Source organism: Kribbella antibiotica (genome assembly GCF_004349055.1).
Taxonomy (GTDB): Bacteria; Actinomycetota; Actinomycetes; order Propionibacteriales; family Kribbellaceae; genus Kribbella; species Kribbella antibiotica.
Map to the genome: position 1 here is coordinate 12,897 of NZ_SMKX01000013.1, position 21,608 is coordinate 34,504.

General features: G+C 67.3%; 19 protein-coding genes. 6 read left to right on the plus strand and 13 right to left on the minus strand.

What is annotated here, in order from left to right:
• Positions 1 to 13 precede the first annotated feature (13 nt).
• Together E1263_RS06685 and E1263_RS06690 are read right to left on the minus strand one after the other, a co-directional pair.
• Positions 14 to 808 (minus strand): AfsR/SARP family transcriptional regulator, encoded by a 795-nt coding sequence (locus tag E1263_RS06685; protein ID WP_132166289.1) that lies wholly within the window; start codon positions 806 to 808, stop codon positions 14 to 16.
• 42 nt (positions 809 to 850) lie between these two features.
• Entirely contained in the window at positions 851 to 3,409 is a 2,559-nt protein-coding gene (locus E1263_RS06690) for a YfhO family protein (protein ID WP_132166290.1), read from the minus strand.
• A 118-nt stretch (positions 3,410 to 3,527) separates the two neighbouring features.
• On the opposite strand from E1263_RS06690, the gene E1263_RS06695 reads away from it, so the two are divergent.
• Positions 3,528 to 4,172, plus strand: a complete 645-nt coding sequence (locus E1263_RS06695; protein WP_165956517.1) for a class I SAM-dependent methyltransferase — start codon at positions 3,528 to 3,530, stop codon at positions 4,170 to 4,172.
• Positions 4,173 to 4,766: a hypothetical protein gene (locus E1263_RS06700; RefSeq protein ID WP_132166292.1), complete on the plus strand. Its 594-nt coding sequence runs from the start codon at positions 4,173 to 4,175 to the stop codon at positions 4,764 to 4,766.
• On the opposite strand, the gene E1263_RS06705 is transcribed toward E1263_RS06700, so the two are convergent.
• From E1263_RS06705 to E1263_RS06715, 3 genes are all read right to left on the minus strand, one after another.
• A complete protein-coding gene (locus tag E1263_RS06705) occupies positions 4,749 to 5,762 on the minus strand; it encodes a glycosyltransferase (RefSeq protein ID WP_132166293.1) in 1,014 nt (337 codons plus the stop codon). The two genes, E1263_RS06700 and E1263_RS06705, sit on opposite strands and share 18 nt — an antisense overlap.
• Positions 5,763 to 5,777: 15 nt before the next feature.
• Positions 5,778 to 7,019, minus strand: a complete 1,242-nt coding sequence (locus E1263_RS06710) for a hypothetical protein (protein WP_132166294.1) — start codon at positions 7,017 to 7,019, stop codon at positions 5,778 to 5,780.
• A gap of 132 nt (positions 7,020 to 7,151) precedes the next feature.
• The gene (locus tag E1263_RS06715; RefSeq protein WP_132166295.1) at positions 7,152 to 7,655 is read right to left on the minus strand and encodes a MarR family winged helix-turn-helix transcriptional regulator; all 504 of its coding nucleotides are present in this window, start codon (positions 7,653 to 7,655) and stop codon (positions 7,152 to 7,154) included.
• Positions 7,656 to 7,694: 39 nt separating this feature from the next.
• On the opposite strand from E1263_RS06715, the gene E1263_RS06720 reads away from it, so the two are divergent.
• Positions 7,695 to 8,603: an EamA family transporter gene (locus E1263_RS06720; protein ID WP_132166296.1), complete on the plus strand. Its 909-nt coding sequence runs from the start codon at positions 7,695 to 7,697 to the stop codon at positions 8,601 to 8,603.
• Here E1263_RS06720 and E1263_RS06725 read toward each other — a convergent pair.
• The 3 genes from E1263_RS06725 to E1263_RS06735 all read right to left on the minus strand — a co-directional run bounded on the left by E1263_RS06725 (position 8,554) and on the right by E1263_RS06735 (position 10,792).
• On the minus strand, positions 8,554 to 9,870 hold the full coding sequence (locus E1263_RS06725; RefSeq protein WP_132166297.1) for a hypothetical protein: 1,317 nt from the start codon (positions 9,868 to 9,870) through the stop codon (positions 8,554 to 8,556). The genes E1263_RS06720 and E1263_RS06725 overlap by 50 nt on opposite strands.
• Positions 9,870 to 10,319, minus strand: a complete 450-nt coding sequence (locus E1263_RS06730; protein ID WP_132166298.1) for a cupredoxin domain-containing protein — start codon at positions 10,317 to 10,319, stop codon at positions 9,870 to 9,872. The genes E1263_RS06725 and E1263_RS06730 overlap by 1 nt, the downstream gene beginning before the upstream one ends.
• A gap of 71 nt (positions 10,320 to 10,390) precedes the next feature.
• On the minus strand, positions 10,391 to 10,792 hold the full coding sequence (locus tag E1263_RS06735) for a hypothetical protein (RefSeq protein WP_132166299.1): 402 nt from the start codon (positions 10,790 to 10,792) through the stop codon (positions 10,391 to 10,393).
• 169 nt (positions 10,793 to 10,961) lie between these two features.
• Here E1263_RS06735 and E1263_RS06740 point away from each other — a divergent pair, with 169 nt between their 5' ends.
• Positions 10,962 to 11,813 (plus strand): hypothetical protein, encoded by an 852-nt coding sequence (locus E1263_RS06740; protein WP_132166300.1) that lies wholly within the window; start codon positions 10,962 to 10,964, stop codon positions 11,811 to 11,813.
• A 105-nt stretch (positions 11,814 to 11,918) separates the two neighbouring features.
• On the plus strand, positions 11,919 to 12,167 hold the full coding sequence (locus tag E1263_RS06745; protein WP_132166301.1) for a GlsB/YeaQ/YmgE family stress response membrane protein: 249 nt from the start codon (positions 11,919 to 11,921) through the stop codon (positions 12,165 to 12,167).
• A gap of 3 nt (positions 12,168 to 12,170) precedes the next feature.
• Here E1263_RS06745 and E1263_RS06750 read toward each other — a convergent pair whose 3' ends face one another.
• Together E1263_RS06750 and E1263_RS06755 are read right to left on the minus strand one after the other, a co-directional pair.
• Positions 12,171 to 14,537, minus strand: a complete 2,367-nt coding sequence (locus E1263_RS06750; RefSeq protein WP_132166302.1) for a glycoside hydrolase family 65 protein — start codon at positions 14,535 to 14,537, stop codon at positions 12,171 to 12,173.
• Positions 14,534 to 15,289, minus strand: coding sequence for a beta-phosphoglucomutase family hydrolase (locus E1263_RS06755; protein ID WP_132166303.1), 756 nt, complete (start codon positions 15,287 to 15,289; stop codon positions 14,534 to 14,536). The genes E1263_RS06750 and E1263_RS06755 overlap by 4 nt, the downstream gene beginning before the upstream one ends.
• A 116-nt stretch (positions 15,290 to 15,405) precedes the next feature.
• Here E1263_RS06755 and E1263_RS06760 point away from each other — a divergent pair, with 116 nt between their 5' ends.
• Positions 15,406 to 16,242, plus strand: coding sequence for a helix-turn-helix transcriptional regulator (locus E1263_RS06760; RefSeq protein WP_132166304.1), 837 nt, complete (start codon positions 15,406 to 15,408; stop codon positions 16,240 to 16,242).
• Positions 16,243 to 16,374: 132 nt separating this feature from the next.
• Here E1263_RS06760 and E1263_RS06765 read toward each other — a convergent pair whose 3' ends face one another.
• The 3 genes from E1263_RS06765 to E1263_RS06775 form a co-directional block, all read right to left on the minus strand.
• Positions 16,375 to 18,606 (minus strand): discoidin domain-containing protein, encoded by a 2,232-nt coding sequence (locus E1263_RS06765; RefSeq protein WP_202868753.1) that lies wholly within the window; start codon positions 18,604 to 18,606, stop codon positions 16,375 to 16,377.
• 235 nt (positions 18,607 to 18,841) lie between these two features.
• Positions 18,842 to 20,143 (minus strand): NAD(P)/FAD-dependent oxidoreductase, encoded by a 1,302-nt coding sequence (locus tag E1263_RS06770; protein WP_165956518.1) that lies wholly within the window; start codon positions 20,141 to 20,143, stop codon positions 18,842 to 18,844.
• A 20-nt stretch (positions 20,144 to 20,163) separates the two neighbouring features.
• Complete coding sequence (locus E1263_RS06775; protein ID WP_202868754.1) at positions 20,164 to 21,603, minus strand: NAD(P)/FAD-dependent oxidoreductase; 1,440 nt, start codon at positions 21,601 to 21,603, stop codon at positions 20,164 to 20,166.
• Positions 21,604 to 21,608: the final 5 nt, after the last annotated feature.

Sequence of the window (21,608 nt, forward strand, 5' to 3'; positions counted from 1 at the left end):
ACCATAGCGGCGCCTATCTCCAGCGCCAGGCGGGCTGGCCGGACTGCTGGACAGCCAGCCGACGTTCGAGCGCCGCCAGCGTTGGGCCAGGGTCGAGTCCGAGCTGATCAGCAAGCAGCACCCGGTACCGGCGTAGCTCAGCACGAGCGCGCTCTGGTTGGCCGACCTCCAGCCAAGCACGTGCCAGTAGCTCCCAGCGGCGCTCTCGGTACGGGCTGTCGGCGACGAGATGTGTCAGCGACCTGACAGCGACCTGGGGGTTACCGGCTGCCAGGCGGGCGGCTTCGACCTCCTCGAGGGCGAGCTCGTGCAGCTCCAGCAGCCTGGCCCGTGCACCGACCACCACCGCGGAGTCGGCCAGGTCCTGCCAGGGCTCACCCCGCCAGAGCCCGAGGGCCGTCTCCAGGTGCTGCATCGCACCGGCCGGGTCCTGATTTGACGGCGTCTGTTTTGACAGGCCATCTGAAGCCAGGGCGGCGAATCGATGGTGGTCGGTGTCATTGGCGGGCACCCTCAAGCGGTACCCGGACGGAGTCCGCTCCAGGCGCTCCCCGGCAGTACCCAAAGCGGTCCGTAACCGCCACACCAGTGCCCGCAAACCCTTCTGAGCATTCGCCGGTCGCCCAGCGGGCCACACCAGAGCGGTCAGCTCCTCATCCGCCATCGGGCAGTCGCCGGCAAGCAGGAGCCCGGCGACAAGACGCCGTACCTGCACGCCCTTGAGCTGCACCGGAGTGCCGTCGACCTCCAGCTCAAGCGGGCCGAGCACTCGACTGGACACCTGCTGCTCCACGCTGACTACCGTCATGCGACCACAGTCGACCGAGCACCTTGCAATCCACCTGCAGAGCTAGTGCTGACGTCGTTGGTTCGCTGACCGGCTGCTGACCATCAGGATCCCGGCTAGCGCGCACAGCACTGCCAGTGCGCCGACTGCCAGCACCAGCCCGGCCTCCAGACCGCGTGGCACGTAACTGCATGACACCTTCCGAGCCTTCGGCCCCACCGGTACGGCGATCAGCCCGGACAGCGACTCTGGTGGCTTGGCGGCCTTGCTGTCGACTGAGCATTCCCATCCCGGCGTGCTGACGACGCTGAGGACCATGGTGCGCGCCTGCCCGGACTTGAACCGCGCAACCACGTCGTGCCCGCCAACCTCTATCTCGGTCGGCTTGCTGTTCTGTAGGTCGGTGACTGCGGCCTTGAGCTTGTCCGGGTCCAGACAGCCGATCGAGCCGATCGGAAGCCGCGTCGGCGCCGACACCCGGATCCGCACGTCCGCTGCGCCGTTCGGCCGCGCCCTGCCCACCCACAGCATCGGAGCGCCGGTGTAGGTGCCAGGGCGTTTCGCCGACGGCTTCAGCACCTGCCGCCAGCCGTCACCACTGATCATCACGTCACCGACGAAATCCGGTCCGCGCAGGTAGATACCGGAGCCCGGCTTGCAGGAGGTGGTCAGTCCGATCTCCACCGGATCGTCGGCACCCGGCAGCGGGCGCATGCCGATCCCCCAGTCGCGCTGTGCCGCAGTCGCCCCTTTGGTGACGTGCACGGCGACCTTCGGGACTGTGTAGACGTCAGCGCCCAGTGCGGTCTCCTGAACGCCGAACGCGCCCGGATCCGTCGACACCCACGGCTTCGCCGGCCGCAGCGTCACCAGCGGGCCCACCGGCCGTTTGGTGAGAGCGAACGCTCCCCGCGGGCCCTCCTGCACCCGGGCGCCGACCGAGAACACCGAGTCGATCACCGGGTTTTTAGGATCGATCGGAGCCCGGCCGTACGAGCTATAGCCGAACCCGAGGTTGACCAGTGCCTCCGACAACGAGCGCTGGATCGTACTGGTGTAGTACTCGGCGCCCTGCCCACCAATCAGCATCGGGTCGTTCACAGACGTGTACTGGCTCGCCGACACCCGCTGCTGCGGCCAGTCCTCGGCTGACTCGACCAGTGCGCGGATTGACTCCTGTTTCGCGCCCCATGGTTGGTAGTCGTGCATGAACTTCGACCGCGCCTCGTCGATCGCAACGGACGAAAGCGTGGTCTCAATGAGCATCGCGCCGATCAGCAGCCCGGCCGCAGTCCGCCGTACCCACAGCAGTGTTCCTGGCCGCCACCGCGTCAGCAGGAACGCCAGTACGGCGACCCCGGCCACCACCGGTACGACGGACCGCGTGGTCGGTGTGATCGTCGGCAGGTCGGACACCTGCGTGAACAGCGCACCGACGAGCGCTAGCGGGATAGCTACCGACAGGAAGTTGCGCACACCGGAGGCCACCGACATCCACCCGAGCACCACCAGCATCCCGGCCACGACGAATGCCTGCCGGTACGGACTGCCGTTCGGAGAGTCGAACCCGTGCCACACCTCATGCGGGAACCGCAGCTGCAGACTGATGGTTGTCAGCACCACGAACAGCGTCCAGACGAACCGCTCTCGCCGTGCCACTGCACGGTTGAAAGGAAAGCTCAGCGCCAGCAGGAGCATGATCGTGCCGACAGCCAGCCCAGGCGACGTACCGACGCCCTCAGAGCCCGGCAGGAGCCGCGAGAGAAACTCTCTCCAGCCCAGCGGCGTGAACACCTCGTCCGGACTCGGCGTCGACGTCTGCACCAGCCAGTACGTCGGCAGCAGCAGTGGAGCCGCCAGTGCGATCCCCACTGCGACACCGACCAGACAGCGGAACCCGCCCTCGACCCGGCGGCCGAAACTCCCGCCCTCGGTGTCAGACAGCACCCGCGCCAGCACGACGACCACTGCGCCCAGTGTCGCCATGTAGACCGTGTAGAAGTGCGACATCCACAGCAGCGCAACGACGAACGGCGTCACCACGAGCGCAGTGAGCGAACGCTTGCTCCAGATCCACTCACACAGCAGACAGATCACCGGGAAGGCGATCAGACCGTTCAGCCACTCGGTCATGTACGCCGCATCGTCGATCGCCCAGCCACAGGTCGCGTAGGACACTCCAGCGAGCGCTGCCAGCCACACTGGCCCGGCTGGTCGCAGCAATCGCAGGTACGCCGTCATAGCGGCCGCTGCGGCACCGATCGCGGCCGTGGCGATCACGTACATGGCCAGGTCGATGCGGTCACGCGGGAACAGCAGCACCATCCACGACAGGCTCGTCCCCAGGTACGCCATGAAGTCGCCGATGAACGGGACGCCGTACCCGCTGGACCAGTTCAGGATGAAGTCACCCGGCGCGTGTCCGGTGAGCAGGTCGCGCAGGTAGGCGTGCATCGGCACGAACTGCTGGCCGAGGTCGTTGGTGTTCCGCGGCAGCGCCCCGAACGGATAGGTGCCGCGGATGATGCCGGAGGCGACGAAGGTCGCCGCAGCCGCCAGAGCGGCCGCCGGCACGGCCCGCAGCTCACCACCGAGCAAGCGCTGGGCTCGCCACGTTCGCAAAGGCTCCCCCGTCCTGCGACTACAACTAGTCGTACTCGTGGCTCGGGGCAGGCGGCCAGTAGCAGGAGCGTAACAGAGGGTCAGGTTGTTCTATGGGTACGTGGGTAGGGTGAAAATCGTGGATCAACTCGGCGCGAACGAGACGATCGAGCACTGGGACCGCCGGCACCGCCAACTCGGTGCTCTGCGCTCGGGCGGTGACGCCGGCTACGACGAGTTCAGCAACGAGATCTTCTACGCGGTCCGGCTCGGCCGGCTGCTCGACATCATCGGTGACCGGACCGAGTACTCCGCTCCGCTGCGCATCCTCGACGCAGGCTGCGGCAAGGGCTGGTTCGCGCATTCGATGGCGCGATTCGGGCATGCGATCGACGGCATCGACGTCAGCGAGCATGCGATCGACCTGTGCCGTGCCAATGCGACCGGCCACAGCAGCTTCCACCTGTCACCGCTGGCCGACTGGCAGCCGCCGTACCTGTACGACGTGGTCTACAGCATCGATGTGCTCTTCCACATCATGGATGACGCCCTGTGGGAGGCGTCGGTGCTCAACCTGGCCGCGCAGGTTCGACTGGGCGGGTTGCTGCTCGTCGTGGACCACGAGTCCGATGTGGACCGCACATGGTCGTTCTACCAGCGCACCCGCGCGCTACACCGGTACCAGAGCCTGCTGGAGCCAGTGGGGCTGCAGGTGGATCGTTTCGTCCCGTACGGCTTCCGTGGTGCGCCGACCGGTTTCCTCGTCCTGCAAAGGGTGTTCTGAATGCAGCTCAACGAACTAGTCCGCTCCTGGCTGCCCGAGGGCGGGACCGTGGTCGACCGGACCGGCTCCGAGCACGCCTGGCCGCCACTGATGAAGGTGGCCGAGTCAGCGCCGGCCAGCGACGACGCACTGACGGCAGTAGCCCTCACTGCGGTTGGCGATCTGCCAGCGGACGCCGTACCGGGTGAGGTCGTGCTGTTGCTGCTCCCCTGGCCGCCGCATGAACTGCCGCTCGGTCCGCTGATCCAGGCGCTGGTGAGTGCTGGACTACAAGCCACTGAGGCACATCCGCTCGCTGACACCAACTGGGGTGTGGCCGTCATCTGCCGCCGCGTCGACGATGCAGTGCAGGAGATTCACTCCTACCTGGACCGCTCACGGAAACCAGGCCCGCTGACCGGGCGGACGCTGCTGCGGCTGGTGGACGAGCACATCGTCGAAGGACTGGTACGGCGTACTCAGGAGCTCGCACTCGAAGCGGTAACAGCCGAACGTGACGCACTCCGAAAGCAGCTTGCCGCAATAAACACAACGCCCCCTGCCGCAAGCGCGACAGAGGGCGAAGTGTTACTGAGCTCAGACGACCTGGGGTGACTCCGCGGCCGCCGGGACGACCGGGACCGGAAGCTCGCCCGCAGCGGCTTCGATGGTCTGCGGTGCCGGCAACCGGAGGTAGGCCAGCCGCGCCGCTTCCTGCCGCCCACGAGTGATGGCGTCCAGCACGTAGCCGACGGCCAGCACGAGGATCGCGATGATGCCCATCGTCGAGGCCAGGATCGCGGTCGGGAACCGCGGCACCAGACCGGTGCTCAGGTACTCGACGATGACCGGTACGCCGAGGATCAGCGAAACGACGCCGAAGACCGAAGCGAGGATGCCGTGGAACAGCGTCGGCCGCTCCAGCCGGGTGACGCTGAGGATCCAGCGCAGGATGCGCATGCCGTCGCGGTAGGTGCGCAGCTTGCTCTCACCACCGTCCGGACGCTCCTTGTAGCCGATCGCGAGCTCAGCGACCGGGACCCGCAGGTGCAGCGAGTGGATGGTCAGCTCGGTCTCGATCTCGAACTCCTGCGCGAGCGCCGGGAACGACTTCACGTAGCGCCGGGAGAAGACCCGGTAACCGCTGAGCATGTCGGTGATCTGCCGGCCGAACAGCGCGCCGACGGTCCCGGTCAGCACCCGGTTGCCCAGGGTGTGGCCCGGCCGGTACGCCTCTTCGTTGGTGTGCTTGCGGACGCCGACGACGTGGTCGTACGGCCCCTGCAGCAGCACGCGGACCAGATCGCCCGCGCGGGCGGCGTCGTACGTGTCGTCGCCGTCGATCAGCACGTAGACGTCGGCATCGACGTCGGAGAACGCGCGGCGGACCACGTTGCCCTTGCCCTTGCGGGACTCGTGGCGCACGATCGCACCGGCGGCCCGGGCCAGCGCCGCGGTGTCGTCGGTGGAGTTGTTGTCGTACACGTAGATGCTGGCCGTCGGCAGCGCGGCGCGCAGCTCGGTCACCACCTTGGTGACGGCAACGGCTTCGTTGTAGCACGGCACGATCACAGCGATGTCCACGCCGGCGAACTCCTGCAGGTCAGTCATGATGGCTTTCTCTGATCAGCTCGCGCCCGGCGTGAGCCAGGTCCCGAGAACTGCGCTGGACATGGTTCCGTCGTGCACTGCACGCACGTATTCCGGGCCGCGCGCGGCCACTGCCCGCGCCGCCTCCCGGTCGGCGACGATCTGCTCGACGACCGCACCGATGGTGGTCGGGTCGGCGTGCACGATCGGCAGGTCGCGCCCGGTGACCGAGCTGACGTGCTTGCGGACGTCCTCGTCGACGTTCACGACGACGACGCGACCGGCGGCCATCGCCTCACAGGCGGTGACGCTGTACGGGCCGAGCACGAACTGCTCGAGCACGATGTCGGCACCGGCCATCGCGGCCGGCATCTCCTCGCTCGGGATGTCGGTGAGCCGGCGGTACTCGATCAGGCCCCGGTCGTGCAGCGGCTGCATGGCCGCCTCGACGTACTCGGTGCCTTTGAAGCGGGGGTTGGTCGGTGCGTGCAGGACGATCGGACGCTCCCGCTCCAGCACCGGCTCGGTGTTGGCCCAGCGGTCCGGCTCGATGACGACCGGCAGCCACTTGGCGCCCGGCACGTCGACCAGGAGGTCCGGCGTGGACACGAAGGTCGGTCCGTCGAAGGTGTTGAACAGCAGGCCCTCACGCTTGGCCTGCGCCTCCAGCCGGATGAAGAAGTCGTCCCGCTCGTGGAACGGCGACCACTCGTGCGTCTCGGCGTGCCGGCTCGGCAGGCGGACGTCGGAGCCGTGGGCGACCAGGCCGACGTTCACACCGGCCTCCTTGAGCGTCTTCACGTCGCCGACGGCGTTCCGCGCGAAGCGGGTGCCGAAGACCGGGCGACCGGCCTCGATCAGCACGTGGGTGTAGCTGCCTCCGGTCAGGTACTCGACCTGGCGGTCCTGCCAGACCCGGTCGTCGAGCAGCTCGCGCTCGACCTCGATGTCGGCCGGGAACCGGTACGCGCCACCGGCGTACTGCATGTTGGTCGCCTTGACGCCGTCCAGGTGGCGCTCGGCCGCGCGGGCCCAGGTGGTGCCCTGACCGGCGAAGTTGGCCGGTCCGACGAACAACCGGACCTCGGACTTCGGGGCTTCCGGGATCGGCGGCAGGGCCGCCTCCCGGCGCTTGCGGTCGACGTTCGCGGCCAGCGTCTTGCCACCTTCGCTCACGGCACGCTTCCCCCGCCCGAGGATCTTGCGGGCCGGGCCCGGAAGCATGGCGAGCACACGGGCGCGCAGTGATTTGCGCCCGGGACTAACAGTGGAACCCATGGTGTGAAGCTGACCTTCCTGGTTGCTGCGTGCGGCACCCAGGAGATTACCGGGTGCGGAGGCCCTTGCTGGACCGGAATGCCGTGACGCAATGTCATGCCACGGTCAAGATTTCGCGAACCGCGGGCACGCCTATTGTGCCGTGCCCTCGATCCGGGCCAGCCAAGTGGCCAAGATCTCCTCCAGTTGCGCTGCCTCTTCAGGACCTAAGACGCCCAGCAATCGCTTTTCGTTGCCCATGTGCGCAGTGAAGGCGCGATCGATCAGCCGCTTTCCCGCTGGGGTGAGCCGGACGACACGGCCGCGTCCGTCGTCGTCACTGCGGTACCGAACAACGAGTCCGGCCGCTTCGAGCCTGTCGACGCGCTTGGTGACCGCTCCGGTCGTCACCATCGTGTGCACGGCGATCTCCCCCGGCGCCCGCTCGTACGGCACTCCGGCGCGGCGCAGCGCCGCCAGCACGTCGAACTCGCCTTCGGTGAGGCCGAACTGCGCGTACAGCAGGGTCAGCTCACCGGTCAGGTGCGCACCGATCCGGTGCAGCCGGCCGATCACCCCCTGTGGGCTGGTGTCTACATCCGGTCGCTCGAGCCGCCACTCCGCCTGGATCCGCGCGACGTGATCTTGGTTGGTCACCGGTCGAGTATATCTTCCCGGGAAGATATAGTGTCTTCCATGGAAAATACCTACCGGTGGGCCGCCATCACCGCGATCGCACCGGTGGCCTGGGGCACCAACTACTTCGTCACCCACGAGTACCTCCCCGCCGGATACCCCCTGTACGGCGCTCTGTTCCGCGCGCTGCCCGCGGGGTTCCTCCTGCTCGCGATGGCTCGTCGGCTCCCGAAGGGAGTGTGGTGGTGGCGGTCCCTGCTGCTGGGTGTGTGCAACATGGGCGCGTTCTTCGCACTCATCTATTTGGCTGCACAGCTACTGCCGGTCAGCCTGGCCGCCACGATCATGTCCGCCGCACCGATGACCATGGCGCTGTTCGCTTGGGCCCTGCTGTCAGAGCGGCCGACTGCCGCCGGGCTGACCGGTGCGGTGGCCGGCTTTGCCGGAGTCTGCCTCTTACTTGGCGGTGGCGCGTCGTCAGTGGACCTGCGTGGAGTGGCTGCTTCGGTTGCCGCCCTGACGATGTCGTCCTGCGGCTACGTCCTCGCGAAGAAGTGGGGCCGCGCTGACGGTCCGCTGGCCACCACCTCCTGGCAGCTGATCGCGGGCGGGCTGGTCCTCATTCCATTCGCCATGGTCTTCGAGGGCCGACCACCTGCGCTGGACTTGCCCGCCGTTGCCGGATTCGCTTACGTCGGCCTGGTGGCGACCGCTCTTGCCTTCACCGCTTGGTTCACCGGGCTACGCCACCTGAGCGCAGCCACCGTCGGCCTGATCGGACTACTGAACCCGGTGACCGGCGTACTACTCGGCCTGCTCTTCTCGGCCGAGTCCCTGACACCACGTCAGGTCCTCGGCCTCGCGCTGGTCTTCGCCGCCCTCGTTGCCGGACAGCTGAGCACTGCCGGCCAAGTGCGGCTCACGAAGAGAAGAGCAGCAACAGCCCTCCCATCGTGTACGCGACCATGACGACCAGCAGTGGGATCTGCCCGGCCAGTGCGCGACCACGTGGGAACAGCGCGACCGCCCTGTCGTGGGCTGAGATCACACCGAGCAGGTGACCGATCACCACGGCGCTGACCTGGACGGTGGCCACCGCAGTGGTGTGGTTGGTGATACCTGCGTTCACTCCACCCAGTCCGGTGCCGAAGACGTTCCAGCCGTTACTGAGTGGATCGCTGAGCAGGATGATCGTGCGCTGCCCCTCCAGAACGAGCAGGGTGAAGTAGTGCGCGACCACATAGCCCAGCACGATCGGCACGACCGAGTGCGCGAACAGACCGGGCAGTTTGGCCCTTGAGCTGTCCGAGATCCGCCCTGCCAGCACAGTTGCTGCCGAGTACGTGATCAGGACGAACAGCACGAAGCCGAGCAGTGCCAGTGTCCCGAGCAGGGTCTGCGAATAGCCCGAGTTCTGGGCCCATCCGATCCACCTGCTCGAGCGGGAGAACCCGTCGTACGCGGTGGAGCCCAGTAGCGCGGCCACCAGTCCGACGAGACCTGGGCGGACGGCCAGGGTGTCCAGGTTCTCCAGGGGGCGTCGTACGACGATCACACCGTCGCTGCGGCGGCCCCAGGGTGACAGCTTGGCCATGAGAGTCGCATAGACCTCGAACGGGTCCGCAGCGGCGAACCAGCGGTCGCCGAACAGCACAGCACCGAAGAGGACATAGACGACGTACAGGGCGAGCCAGGCCTGCACTACGAGCAGCGTTGCCCGGTCTGGCGCGACCAGCTCCAGCCAGGCGAAGGCGAAGATGCCGAACGCAGCAGGCCAGACTCCTACTCGTGGTGAGAGCTCCAGTAGGCCCCGGCGCGGGTCATGGCGGAGAGCGCGGCAGACCAGCAGGTGCAGGGTGCGGAGTGGGTTGAGGGTGCGCCACACCGGTCCGAGCACCAGTGACAGCGGCACGAGTCCGACCCAGACCAGGATGTAGACGAATCCGAAGATCGGGTTTGTCAGCCGGTCCACTCCGGCCAGCAGAGCCATGCCGGCGTACGCGAAGAGGGCCAGACCGAACAGCCGGACCGCCCACCGCAGCCAGGACGAGTCCAGTGCAGTGCGCACCGCCGCTGGGAGCGGCGTACCGCTCATGGCACCGCGGTACTTCGCTGACCGCCACGCGACGGCCAGGATCACGAACGACAGTGCGATCGCGATCCCCGCACCGGTCACTGCCAGACCGAAGGGGATCGGCAGGTCCTGACGCCCGCCGATCCCGTGCAGTGCAAGCACTAGCTCACCTGCAACTTGAAGACGAGCTTGCCGCTCTCATGTGTCTCGACCTCGAAGCTGCCCTTGGTCTCGGCCGTGAACTCCACGGAAACCGACTTGCCCGGCTTGAGCTCCAGCGTCTTGTCATAGCCATGGACGTGCAGCGAGTCAGCAACATCGCTGACCGCGGTGATCCGGATCTTCTGACCGGTCTTCGCCTTCACGGTCTGACCGCTTGGCGTGATCTTCCCGCCGGCGATCTTCACGTCGACGACAACATCAGCAGCCGGTACGACGGGAGTCGGCGTACTGCTCGGTGTCGTGGTGGGTGTGGTGGTGGGTGTGGTCGTCGGCAGGGACGAGACCGGGGCGCTGGGGCTCCCGGCGCTGGGAGCCTCCTCGGAACCACAGCCGCTCAGAACGAGAGCGAAGAGTGCAGCGGCGACTACGCCGCGAAGTGACAGCCGCATGACGGCTTCCTTCCGGAAAGGCACGCAGAGATGCGTGAACGAGTGAGATCAGCAGCGAAGGCGGCTGACCGTCACGTCCGGAGGATGCAGAGTCTGGTCAGATCTGGGGCATCTGGAACCACAGCCCGCAGCCGCGGCAGGCGCCGGCCAGTTGACCGCAGGAGCACGTCACCGAACCGCTGGCGGGTCAGCAAGAGCCCAAGGCCGAGCAACAGCACCGAGCCGATCAGCAGGGCGCAGGGCACCAGCAGGTGCTGGTGATCGGAGGTGTCGACTGCCAGCGTCAGCGGCGCCGTCATAGCGACCTGCTCGAGCCGCTCGATTGCGCCATGTGCATCGAGCGGCAGCGTGACGGCCATTTGGCTGGCCGCGGGCTGCTCGGGCTGGCCACCGGGTCCGTGGAGTGCGAACAGGCCGATCAGCGCGCCCAGGATCACCAGGGAGCGGAGTAGCTGCGATCGCGTCAGGTCCATCAAAGGGCAGGGTACCGGGTGGGACGCTGCCCACAGACGTTGTCGTTGGACTCGGGGCGGTGCGACACTTGCGACTACACATGCTTTGAACCGGGCAGGTGGGGACCTAGTGGGCTCGGTTGCATTACCCAGGGGGGACAACGTGGAGGCGGGACGCGGACGGGCAGTCGTGCCCACAGTGATCGCGGTAGTCGCGATGGCACTCGGTGCTGCCGGGTGTTCGAGCGCAGTCGGTTCGGAGTACGTCGGAAACGATGTACCGACCGTACCGGTGCCGACAGCCAAACCCAGCACCAAGAAGCCCTCGGCTGCGCCGACGGCCGCTACTGACTGTACGAAATCGACTCGGCGGCTTCAGGCCATCACGGCGGTGGACGGTATCCGGCTAGAGGCGGCAACTGACGCTACCCGGACCTCGCTGCTGCTCAAGAACACCGGCAACCTCGCAGTGATCGTCGTACCGGATGCGAAGTGGAACACGCGCCTGCTGGCCGCTCCGTTCGCCAGTCCGACCGACACTGCGACCACAACGGCCATGAAGGCAGTCGCGAACAGTGGCATCCTGTCGCCGCAGACGCAGTTGCCGGGCAATGTTCCAGCCGCGCAGGCTGTGATCGTGCCGCCAGGATGGGCGGTCTGCGGCTTGACCGACAGCGCGACTGAGGTCGCCGGCGTGCGCTACCTGCGGGAGAAAACCGCGAGTGCGGAGTACTTCGTCCTGAAGGCGCTGGCCGACCAGGCCGCCGCTGTGAAGACGCCTGCGCCGCAGACCTTCTACGCCGGGCTGCTGCGCTGTGGGAAGGCCACCCGGCTACTGCTCAAGGAGCGCGTGGACCTGCAGGACATCGAGTTCTACGCGGAGCTGCTGCGGACGGGCAGTCCCTGCCAGCTGGCCTTCCAAACCCTGGTGAGCGGTGAGGCGGCCGCGCAGCGAGCGATGGCACAGGCACTGAGCCGGCTGGAGCGAGTGCCGGATCTGCAGGAGAACACCCCGCTGTTCGAAGCTCAAGCCTCGAGCTGATCCCAGGGTGCTCTCCGGGGGCGATCAGGGTGATCTCCAACTGTGTGGTGGCCCTCCGGCCGCCACACTGGTCTTAGACCAGATCAACCTCGGAGGACAAAACACATGATCGGCTTCATCGTCGCGGGACTCATCATCGGGGCGCTGGCGCGGCTGTTCACCCCGGGCAAGCAGCGGCTCGGCCTGCTCGCCACCCTGCTCCTCGGCCTGGCGGGCTCGGTGATCGGCGGGACGATTGCGAACCTGCTCGGTACCGGAAGCATCTTCGAGCTCAACGTCTTCGGCTTCATCGCCGCGGTGATCGCCTCGGTGCTGCTGGTCGGAACCGCCGAAAAGCTCGCGGCCAAGAACTGACTCTCAGTGGCCCCCGCCCGCATAGGCCGGGCGGGGCTCACGGCCGACTGGCTGGGTCGGCCGGCCCAGGAGCGGCACCCGCTTGGCCAGCGGCCGGGTGACCGGCGTACCGGCGGTGACGGTGAGCTCCTCCCCCGCGTGCTGGAAGCTGATACTGGCGTCCTCGCCGTCGCGCACCGTGTAGGTGACCGACCCCGAGTCGATGTCGACCGTCAGCCGGACCCCACGCCACCTGATCGAGAAGCACAGCTTCGTCAGGCCCTGCGGCAACGCCGGATCGAAGGACAGGCAGCCGCTCTGGTCGCGCAGTCCGCCGAATCCGGCTACCAGCGCCGTCCAGGCACCGGCCAGCGACGCCATGTGCAGTCCGTCGCCGGTGTTGTTGTGCAGGTTCCGCAGGTCGATCAGAGCGGCCTCATAGGCGTAGTCATACGCCAGATCCAGCTGACCGACCTCTGCTGCCATCACCGCCTGGACGCAGGCCGACAGTGACGAGTCACGCACGGTCAGGCGTTCGTAGTAGTCGAAGTCGCGCGCCTTCTGCTCAGCAGTGAAGGCGTCACCACACCAGTACGCCGCCAGGATCAGGTCGGCCTGCTTGACTACCTGCATCCGGTAAAGCTGGAAGTACGGCGCGTGCAGGAGCAGCGGGTACTTGTCCTTGTAGCCCTCGAAGTCCCACTCGGCATAACCGGTGAAACCCTCGGACTGCGGATGGACGCCGAGCTCTTTGTCGTAGGGCACGTAGACAGCCGCAGCGGCATCCCGCCAGGCCGCCTCTTCCTCGCTGTCGACGTCCAGCGTCCGAGCGACCGCTGGGAACTGCACGGCCATCTCTGCTGCCGCCCGCAGGTTCCGGGCCGCCATGAGGTTGGTGAAGACGTTGTCGTCGGCCACTGCGCTGTACTCGTCCGGCCCGGTCACACCGGGCAGGTGCCATCGCCCTTGCGTGTCGTGGTGTCCCAATGAGGACCAGAGCCGCGCTGTCTCGACCAACAACTCCAGCCCGACCTCTTCGATGAACTGGTCGTCGCCCGTCGCCCGGTGGTACCTCATCACGGCTTCGGCAATGTCCGCGTTGATGTGGAAGGCCGCCGTACCGGCCGGCCAGTAGCCGGAGCACTCCTCGCCACGGATGGTCCGCCAAGGGAAGGCCGCGCCACGCAACCCCAGTACGGCGGCGCGCTCTTTCGCCATGCTCAGTGTTGAGTGCCGCCAGCGCAGCGCGTCTGCTGCCGCATCCGGCATGGTGTAGGTCAGTACTGGCAGGACGAAGCCTTCGGTGTCCCAGAAGGTGTGGCCGTCATATCCGGCACCGGTCAGTCCCTTGGACGGGATCGCCCGGCGCTCGGCACGCGCACCTGCCTGCAGGACATGGAACAGCGCGAACCGGACCGCCTGCTGCAGCTCTGGGTGCCCCTGCACCTCTACGTCGGCACCGTCCCAGAAGTCGTCCAGGAACTCGGCCTGCTGCTTCACCAGCCCGTCCCAGCCCGAGAAACGTGCACTGGACAGCCCGGCCGCCACCTGGTCGCGGATCGCGGTTTCAGAGCGCAGACTCGACCAGCCGTAGGACAGGTACTTCACCACGCGCAGCTTCTCGCCAGGCTGGAGCTGACAGATCACTGTGGTTCGCGCCCAGTCCTCACGGATGTCCTGGGTCATCTCGAACCGTGTCGGCGCCTCCACCTCGTGCGTCATCGCAGCTGCCATCAGCTGCCGGCTGTGCGTGGTCCGATGGATCAGCACGCTGCCATGGTCGCCGCCGTCATGGCCGACTGGCTTGAGCGGGTTGTCGAGCACCGCTGCGACCCGTGGGTCGTCGGACAGCGTCGGCTGCGCTTCATTGGCGACCAGCTCGGACTGGACCACGAACCGGGCCGGCTGATCGACCGCCTCCACCGTGTACTCGATCGCTGCGACCGCACGCTGGGTCAGCGACACCAGCCGCCGGCTGGTCACCCGGATGCGCTTGCCTGCCGGCGAGGTCCAGTCCACGTCCCGTTCGAGCAGGCCGGTCCGGAAGTCCAGTGAGCGCTCATGCCGGGTCAGGAAGCCATAGCGGACGTCGAACGGCGAATCGTCGACCAGCAGGCGGATCAGCTTGCCGTTGGTCACGTCGACGAGCGTCTGCCCGGACTCCGGGTAGCCATAGCCGGCTTCGGCGTACGGGAGCGGCCGTGCCTCGTAGAACGAGTTCAGGTAGGTCCCCGGGATCGCGTACGGCTCACCCTCGTCCAGGTTGCCGCGCAAGCCGATGTGCCCGTTGGAGAGCGCGAACAGCGACTCCGACTGCGCGAGGTCGTCCAGTGCCAGTCGCGTCTCGCGCAACCGCCAGGGCTCAACAGGGTGGTGTCCGCGATCGATCATCGGGTCCCTCCGTCCAGCAGCTCAGCCAGATCCTGTACGACGACATCCGCGCCATGTGCTGCCAGTTCGGCGGCCTGGCCGACGCGGTCGACGCCGATCACTCGCCCGAAGCCACCGGCATGCCCAGCCGCCACACCGGCCAGTGCATCCTCGAACACGACAGCCTCAGACGGCTCGGCCCCGAACCGCTTGGCGGCGGCCAGGAACGTGTCGGGGGCCGGCTTCCCCTTCAGACCCTCGGTGCGGATCGTCACGCCATCCACGATCTCCTCGACGTACTGGGCGAGGCCGGTGACGTCCAGCACCTCGCGGGTGTTCGCACTCGACGAGACCACGGCCCGTCGCAGTCCGGCGTCGGTAGCGGCCTGCAGGTAGCGCCGGGAACCCTCGAACACCTTCACGCCGTCCGTGCGGATGCGCTGCTGGACCGCCTCGTTCTTGCGGTCGCCGAGCCCGTTGACCGTGTCGGCGTCCGTTGGGTCGTCCGGTGTCCCCTCCGGCAGCGTGATGCCCCGGGAGGTCAGGAAGTCGCGGACGCCGTCCATGCGCGGCTTGCCGTCGACATAGTCGTCGTACTCGGCGCGGGCGTCGAACGGCTGGAACGGGATGCCTTCGCCCTTCGCATAGCTCTGGAGGAACTGGTCGAACATCTCTTTCCAGGCTGCGGCATGGACAGCCGCGGTATCGGTGAGCACTCCGTCCAAGTCGAACAGACAGACCCGGATTCCTTGCGGCAGTCCCAGTGTCTCCACGCCTCCACACTAGCCAGCCGACTGCTGCGGACACGCTACTCCCGCCATGACAGACCCATTACGTGAGAACATATCGGGCGGCTGGGGAGCCGTTCAGCAGTCACGGGGTGGTAGAGATGCGCCAGATCAGCATGCACAGCACGATGCACAGCCGGGGCGTCACAGCTATGAGTCGCCAGGAAGTCCTGGACGCTTCCCTGCGCCTCCAGGTCGTCCGAGCGAGGGTCTGCGACGACCTACTGGCCCGGCGTCCGTGTGAGGCCGAGGTGTTCGTGGTCAGGGACCGCTTCGCACTTCGCGACTGGCTGGAGGGGCACTGCGGGCGGGCCGAAGAGCTGACGGCGGTCACCTGGACCCGTCACCAGACAGTCGAGTCCTTCGCGCCCAGTCATCAGTACAACAGCGAACTGGTCGCGGCCGGCATGCGGATGACCAGCTTCTTCGACATCAGCGAGGGCTCTCCCACCGTCACCGACTTCATCGTCGCGGCCGACGACATGCCGTACCACGTGGCCTTCGGGCCGATCCAGCTCAAACTGCTCGACGGTGAGCGGGTGATCGTCGAGGGCCCGGTTCTGGAGGACAAGCGGAGCCTGATGCTGATCTCGGGCACCGAGGCCGTCAACGCGGCCAAGCAGTACCTGCACGCGGTGCGCCGTGGCGCGGTCCGCGCCGTCGAGCTCCGCCGCCACTACACCGCCGGTCTGACACCTCGGCAGCACGTCATCGCAGCGCTGCTCGGGGACGGCTGCACCGACGAGGACATCGCCGAGCGTCTGACACTCAGCGTTCGCACCGTGAGGTACGAGGTGGCCAAGCTGATGGAGGTGCTCGAGGTGAAGACCCGCTTCGCCGCCGGCGTCCGCTACGCCGAGGCGGACACCCTCGACCGCCACCAAATTGCAGGAACCTGCAACGCAATCGACCGCTGTGGTGGGATGCACGCACGCTGACGCCATGACGATGCGAACTGTCAGGACCAGAACAAGCGGCGACGGATCCCCGGCGGTCAGAGCCCCGCTCTGACCGCCGGCGTCACAGCGGCAAGTACGGCGCGCGGTGGCGCCGTACTTGCCAGCTTCAAGTCAGGGGTAGCTGACCACGTAGCGCTGCTGGTTGGCGGCGTTCGCGACACCACCGGTGTTGTTGATGACGTTCGAGATCGTGCCGACCCCGCCGAGCGAGACCGAGACCAGATCGTGGAAGCGCACTCCCGGGGTGTCCGGCACATCGAAGGAGCGCGAGGCAACGATCGAGTTGTTCGGACTGAAGAAGCAGTAGCTCCCAACACCCCACGCCTCGTGGGTCGTCACCGAGTTCGCCACCTTGTACGCCGCCCAGCCCTGGGTACCGCCGCCACTCGACCACGACGCCTGGTCGGGAACGTCGTACGGGAACTCGTTCTGGTAGAAGTACGTGCGGCCGCCGTTGCCGTTCCACAGCGTCTCGTACTCCTGATAGTGCTCCACGAACAGCCCGTACATGGTCACGTTGTTGCCGTTGACAACAAGCCCGTTCGCGGCAGTGTTGACGTTCCAGCCGACACCGTCGCCGTGGTCACCGCGCCACAGCCAGAGGTGATCACCGATCACATCGTTGCTGTTCACCCGCACGCTGATGCTCACCTTTCCGATGTGCGCGCCGCCGACGCGGGCGAACACGTCGTGCAGCGAGGTCGGGTTCGCCGCGTGGCTCGCGGTCGAGCCGACAGCACCGATCTCGATGAGAGACGGCGAGTTGACCGGGCCCGCGTCGACCAGCACGCCGGCCAGCTTGACGCCATCCACGTCGGCGACACTGATCGCCGCCTTACCCGTATCGGGAATCAGCGTGGCCAGGCCCAGCCCCAGTACGACGGTGTTGGGCCGGGTGACCCGGATCGTGTCACTGAGGTGGTAGACGCCCGGCGTGATCAGCAGGTGCTTGCCCTGAGCAAGAGCTGCGTTGATCGTGTCGACCGAAGCACCCGGCTTGACCACATAGAAGTCGGCCAGGCTGATCGACGATCCGGCGGCCTGCCCCTGCGACCAACTGGTACCGGTCGAGTTGTTCCGCAGCGCCGGGACGAAGACGTTGTAGTTGCCCGCAGCATCGAAGTACAGGAACGGCTTCTCCCGGACCTTCGGGGTCTGGCCGACCACCGTGTGCGACGGGTTCGGGAAGTTCTGCGCCGGCGCACCGTTCGTGCCGACGAAGACCATGTTCCAGACCGATCCGGCCCAGCTGCCGAACTCGGAGTTCCGCGAGAACCACTGCTGCTGCGAGCCCGAGACCACCCGGCCGTCGATCTTGCTGTCCGCGAACAACCCGCCGCTCGCCCAGCCGTCGCCGCCGTTCCACAGCTGCACCTCGGGCGCTCCCTTCAGGTGCATCCGCCGGTACGGCGCTGCCTGCGAAACCGCCCAGCGTTCGATCTGACCGGCCGGCGTGGTGACCGAGAGGTTCTCGGCCGAGCGCCAGAAATTCTGGGTGGCATTGCCCTTGTTGTTCGGGTTGTCCCCCTGCTGCAGCCAGTCGGCCTCGACCCGGACATGGCCATTGAGGTTCACATCGTCCGGAGACAGTCCGAGACCGGCGACCTGCGTGTAAAAACCGAGATTCACGTCGGCCGTGTACGTGCCGGGCTTCCAGAGCACGGCGTACCGCTGGGTGCCGAACTGGTTGGTGTGCGTCTCGGTGGCGATCTGGTTCAGCTTGTTCTGCATGTCGGTCTGCGAACTGCCCGGCCCGTAGACGAACACGTTGGGCCCGAAGTCCGGATTGCGCGGATCGGTCGGCGGGATCACCGGGCCGGTGCCGTCGCTCGTGCGCACTGCGACCTCCCAGAGCGAATATCCGTAACCGGTCGCACGCTGCGTGCCGGTGATCCGCAGATAGCGGCCGGTGCCTGCGACATCGAGCGTCTGCGCACCTCCGGTCCCGGTCGTCGTCGAGTAGATCTCGGTCCACGCGGCAGCGTTGTCGGAGACCTCGATCCGGAACGCCTTCCCGTACGCCGTCTCCCAGGTCAACCCCACCTGGCAAACACTGACCGAAGAGCCAAGGTCGATCTGCAACCACTGCGGATCCGAGAAAGCGCTCCCCCAGCGCGTCCCCGCGTTCCCGTCAACCGCGGCCGACGCGGGCACCCCGCCGTTCTCACTGGACGACGCGGTCGCCGGCCGGTTCAGCACAGCGTTCGCCGTACCGCAAGCAAGCACCTGGTCCTGCTGTTGAGCTCCGGCCACGGCGTCACCAGCGCCAAGACCGGCCGCCACCAGGGCGATCAGGGGAACAACCATCAGGAAACGCGCACGCAGGCGCGACGAAACAGCCATGGGCGACACCAATCAGAAGGGCGGACGGAGGAATCCGAGAGAGCGCTCTCTCAGAGAGTGGCTGGCTCCCGCGAGCCTGTCAAGGGAACGTTCCCCGAGCGCGGTTCCGGAACTTCTACTGCTCGATCTTCACCCAGTCCACGCCGCTGCTACGTGCTCGCCACTGCCTTGGTTCCCGGCGCCACGACGACACCCGCGCCGCCGGTCACCTTGCAGCGTCGTACGCGCGGCTGAATCACCGCAGCCGAACCTCCAGCTCGCCAGTGATCGCGGGCGGGCGCCGGTGTAGTTCGGTGACAACGGTGGCTTCGAGCAACGCCGGCCACTCGACCGGTGCGATCCAGTTGGTCTCGTAGCCCCCGGCCAGGAGGTGCGTGACGGTGGCAGCAACTATGCCGGATCGGGTGAGGGCGTCGATCGGTGACCGCGTCGGCTGGAACGGCGTCAGGTCGAGAGCTGGTTCGCCACCGAGAACTGCAGTGGCGAGCTCTTCGGCCAGCAGCGGAGCGAGTGTGAGGTTCGGTCCGGTCAGCAGCCACAGCCCCTCGACCGCGGTCTCGCCGACGAGCGGCATACCGTCGACCGCGACCGGTTGGCCGGCCAACTGGAGCGTACTGATGCTGCCCTCACCCAGGTCGCGACGGATCTGCCGCGCCGCCGCATTGAGAACATGCATGACGTCGGCCACCGGCGGTGCATCCGGTGCCGATCCGGCCACCACCTCAGTCGCGCCGAGCTGTACCTGACCAGACCGATGCGGTACGGCGTACGTCGCCGCCGCGAAGGCGCGCTGCGGGGTACGCACGACGTATGGCGGGATCGTGCCGTCGTCGGTATCGACCAGTGCGGACACGACGCTGCTGCTGACGATCCGCGGCGTCTCGGCTTCGCCGGGCAGCAGAGCGGCAGCATGCACGTCATCGGCCAGCACGACGGCCGCCGCGTTCAGCACGGTGCCCGACTCCAGCACGACCCCGTCGACCCGACCCGCCCGGACCAGCCGAACCACGCCCTCAGCCACCAGCTCACCACCCGCAGCCTGAAACGCACGCACGAGCCCGGCCTGCAGCCCGGTGGCGTCCACTGCATGCTCCGTCGGCAGGTACAAGGCCCGGAGCGGCCGCGCCACCGGCTCGGGGTCGAGCCACTCGAACTCGTCCGGATCGACAGCCTCGAAGGGCTCGTCGTACTGCTCGAGTGCAGTCCGGATCGCGCCGAAGTTCGCGGTGTCGACCTCCGGCAGGCCCATCGTGTTCAGCACGACCAGAGTGCCGTCAGCAGTCAGTACGTCGGCCTCCAGCCCCGCGAGCCAGTCCGGCCAGAGCTTGGCAGCCTGCACCGTCCAGTCCAGCCGGATGCGTCCGTGCTCACTGTCCAGGAGTCGCGGAGTGACATCACCGAAGGTCTCGAGCAGCGCTGCAGCAGGCGGTGTCCAGGGCGTGCCGACAACAGCAACCCGGGAGCCACGCCGCGCCAGCGCGACACCTAGCGAGAGTCCGAATGGGCCGTTGCCGACAACAACCACGTCGTATGCCATGGTGATCTCCTTCTCAGCCATCAGACGGCCGCGACGGCCCGGCCGGCCGCGTAATAGTCGCGCAGCGACTGGGCGATGGACAGGTGGATACGGGACGCGGCCAGCAGCTCCGGCGGCGGGGTGAACTCCGGGTCGAACTCGTCGGCGATCCGCGTGTACGCGAGCCGGAGGTAGTGCTCGATCGTCAGCGGCAGCTCGGCCGGAAGCATCCAGTTGGTCTCGTACCCGGTCGCCATCATGTGCGTCACCGTGGTGTTCACGATGTCGGCGCGGCTGAACGGCTGGATCGGCCGGCGGACCGGCGCGAACAGGTTCAGATCGATCCCCGGCGTACCGCCGAGCAGCTGAGTGGCCATCTCCCGGGCCAGCAACGGCGAGAGGGTCAGACCGTCGCGATAGGTCCCGGTCATCATCCACAGGCCCACGACGCCGGTCTCACCCAGCAGCGGCATCCCGTCGAGCGCGACCGGGCGGTTGCCGACCTGGAGCTTGCGGAACGGGCTGCGGCCGAGGTTGCGCCGGACCTGCCGGACTCCACAGTCCATGAGGAACAGCACGTCCGAGACGAGCGCCGTACTGCGGGGGTCCGGCGAGATCACGTTGGTTGCGCCGACGTACACCTGGCCGGCGCCCCGCGGTACGACGTGCAGGCCGCAGGCGAACGCACGGTTCGGAGTACGGATCACGCTCTTCGCGGTCGTCCCGTCGACGGTGTCGACCAGGGCGGAGACGCCGTACCCGCTGATCAGGCGCGGGATGACGGCGGCCTGGTCTGGGAGCGTGTCGAGGACGGTCTGGGTGGCTGCACCGGCGGCCAGCACGACCTGGTCGGCGACCAGTGCAGTGCCGTCGGACAGGGTGACGCCGGTGACGCGGTCGCCGTCGCGGGTGACGGTGGCGGCCTCGTGCGGGAGGTAGGTACCGCCTGCTGCGGTGAAAGCCTGGTCGAGGCGGATCAACAGTTCGGTGGCGTTCACGGCGTGCTCGTTCGGCAGGAACATCGCCTGCAGCGGCCGCGCCGTGGGCTCCGGATCGAGCCAGTCGATCTCCTCCGGATCCACATCCTCGAAGTGTTCGCCGTACTCGCCGAGAGCTCGCCGGATCGCGCGGTAGTTGGCGGTGTCGATCTCAGGGAGTCCGACGCTGTTCAGCATCACGACAGTGCCGTCGGCAGTCAGCAGCTCACCGCCGTCGGTGTCCGGGCTGAGCGAATCCAGCCACTCCGGCCAGAGCTTCGAAGCCTGGTAGGCCCAGTTGAGCTTCGTCCGTCCATACTCGCTCGCCAGCAACGTCTCGGTGACCTCACCGAACGTTCCGATCATCGCTCCGGCCGCCGACGACGCAGCTCCCGGCCGATGCGGCTGTCCGAGGACGGCGACCCGCACCCCGCGCCTGGCCAGTACCACGCCGAGCGACAGGCCCAACGACCCATTGCCCACCACAACAACATCGAAGCTCACTGCAG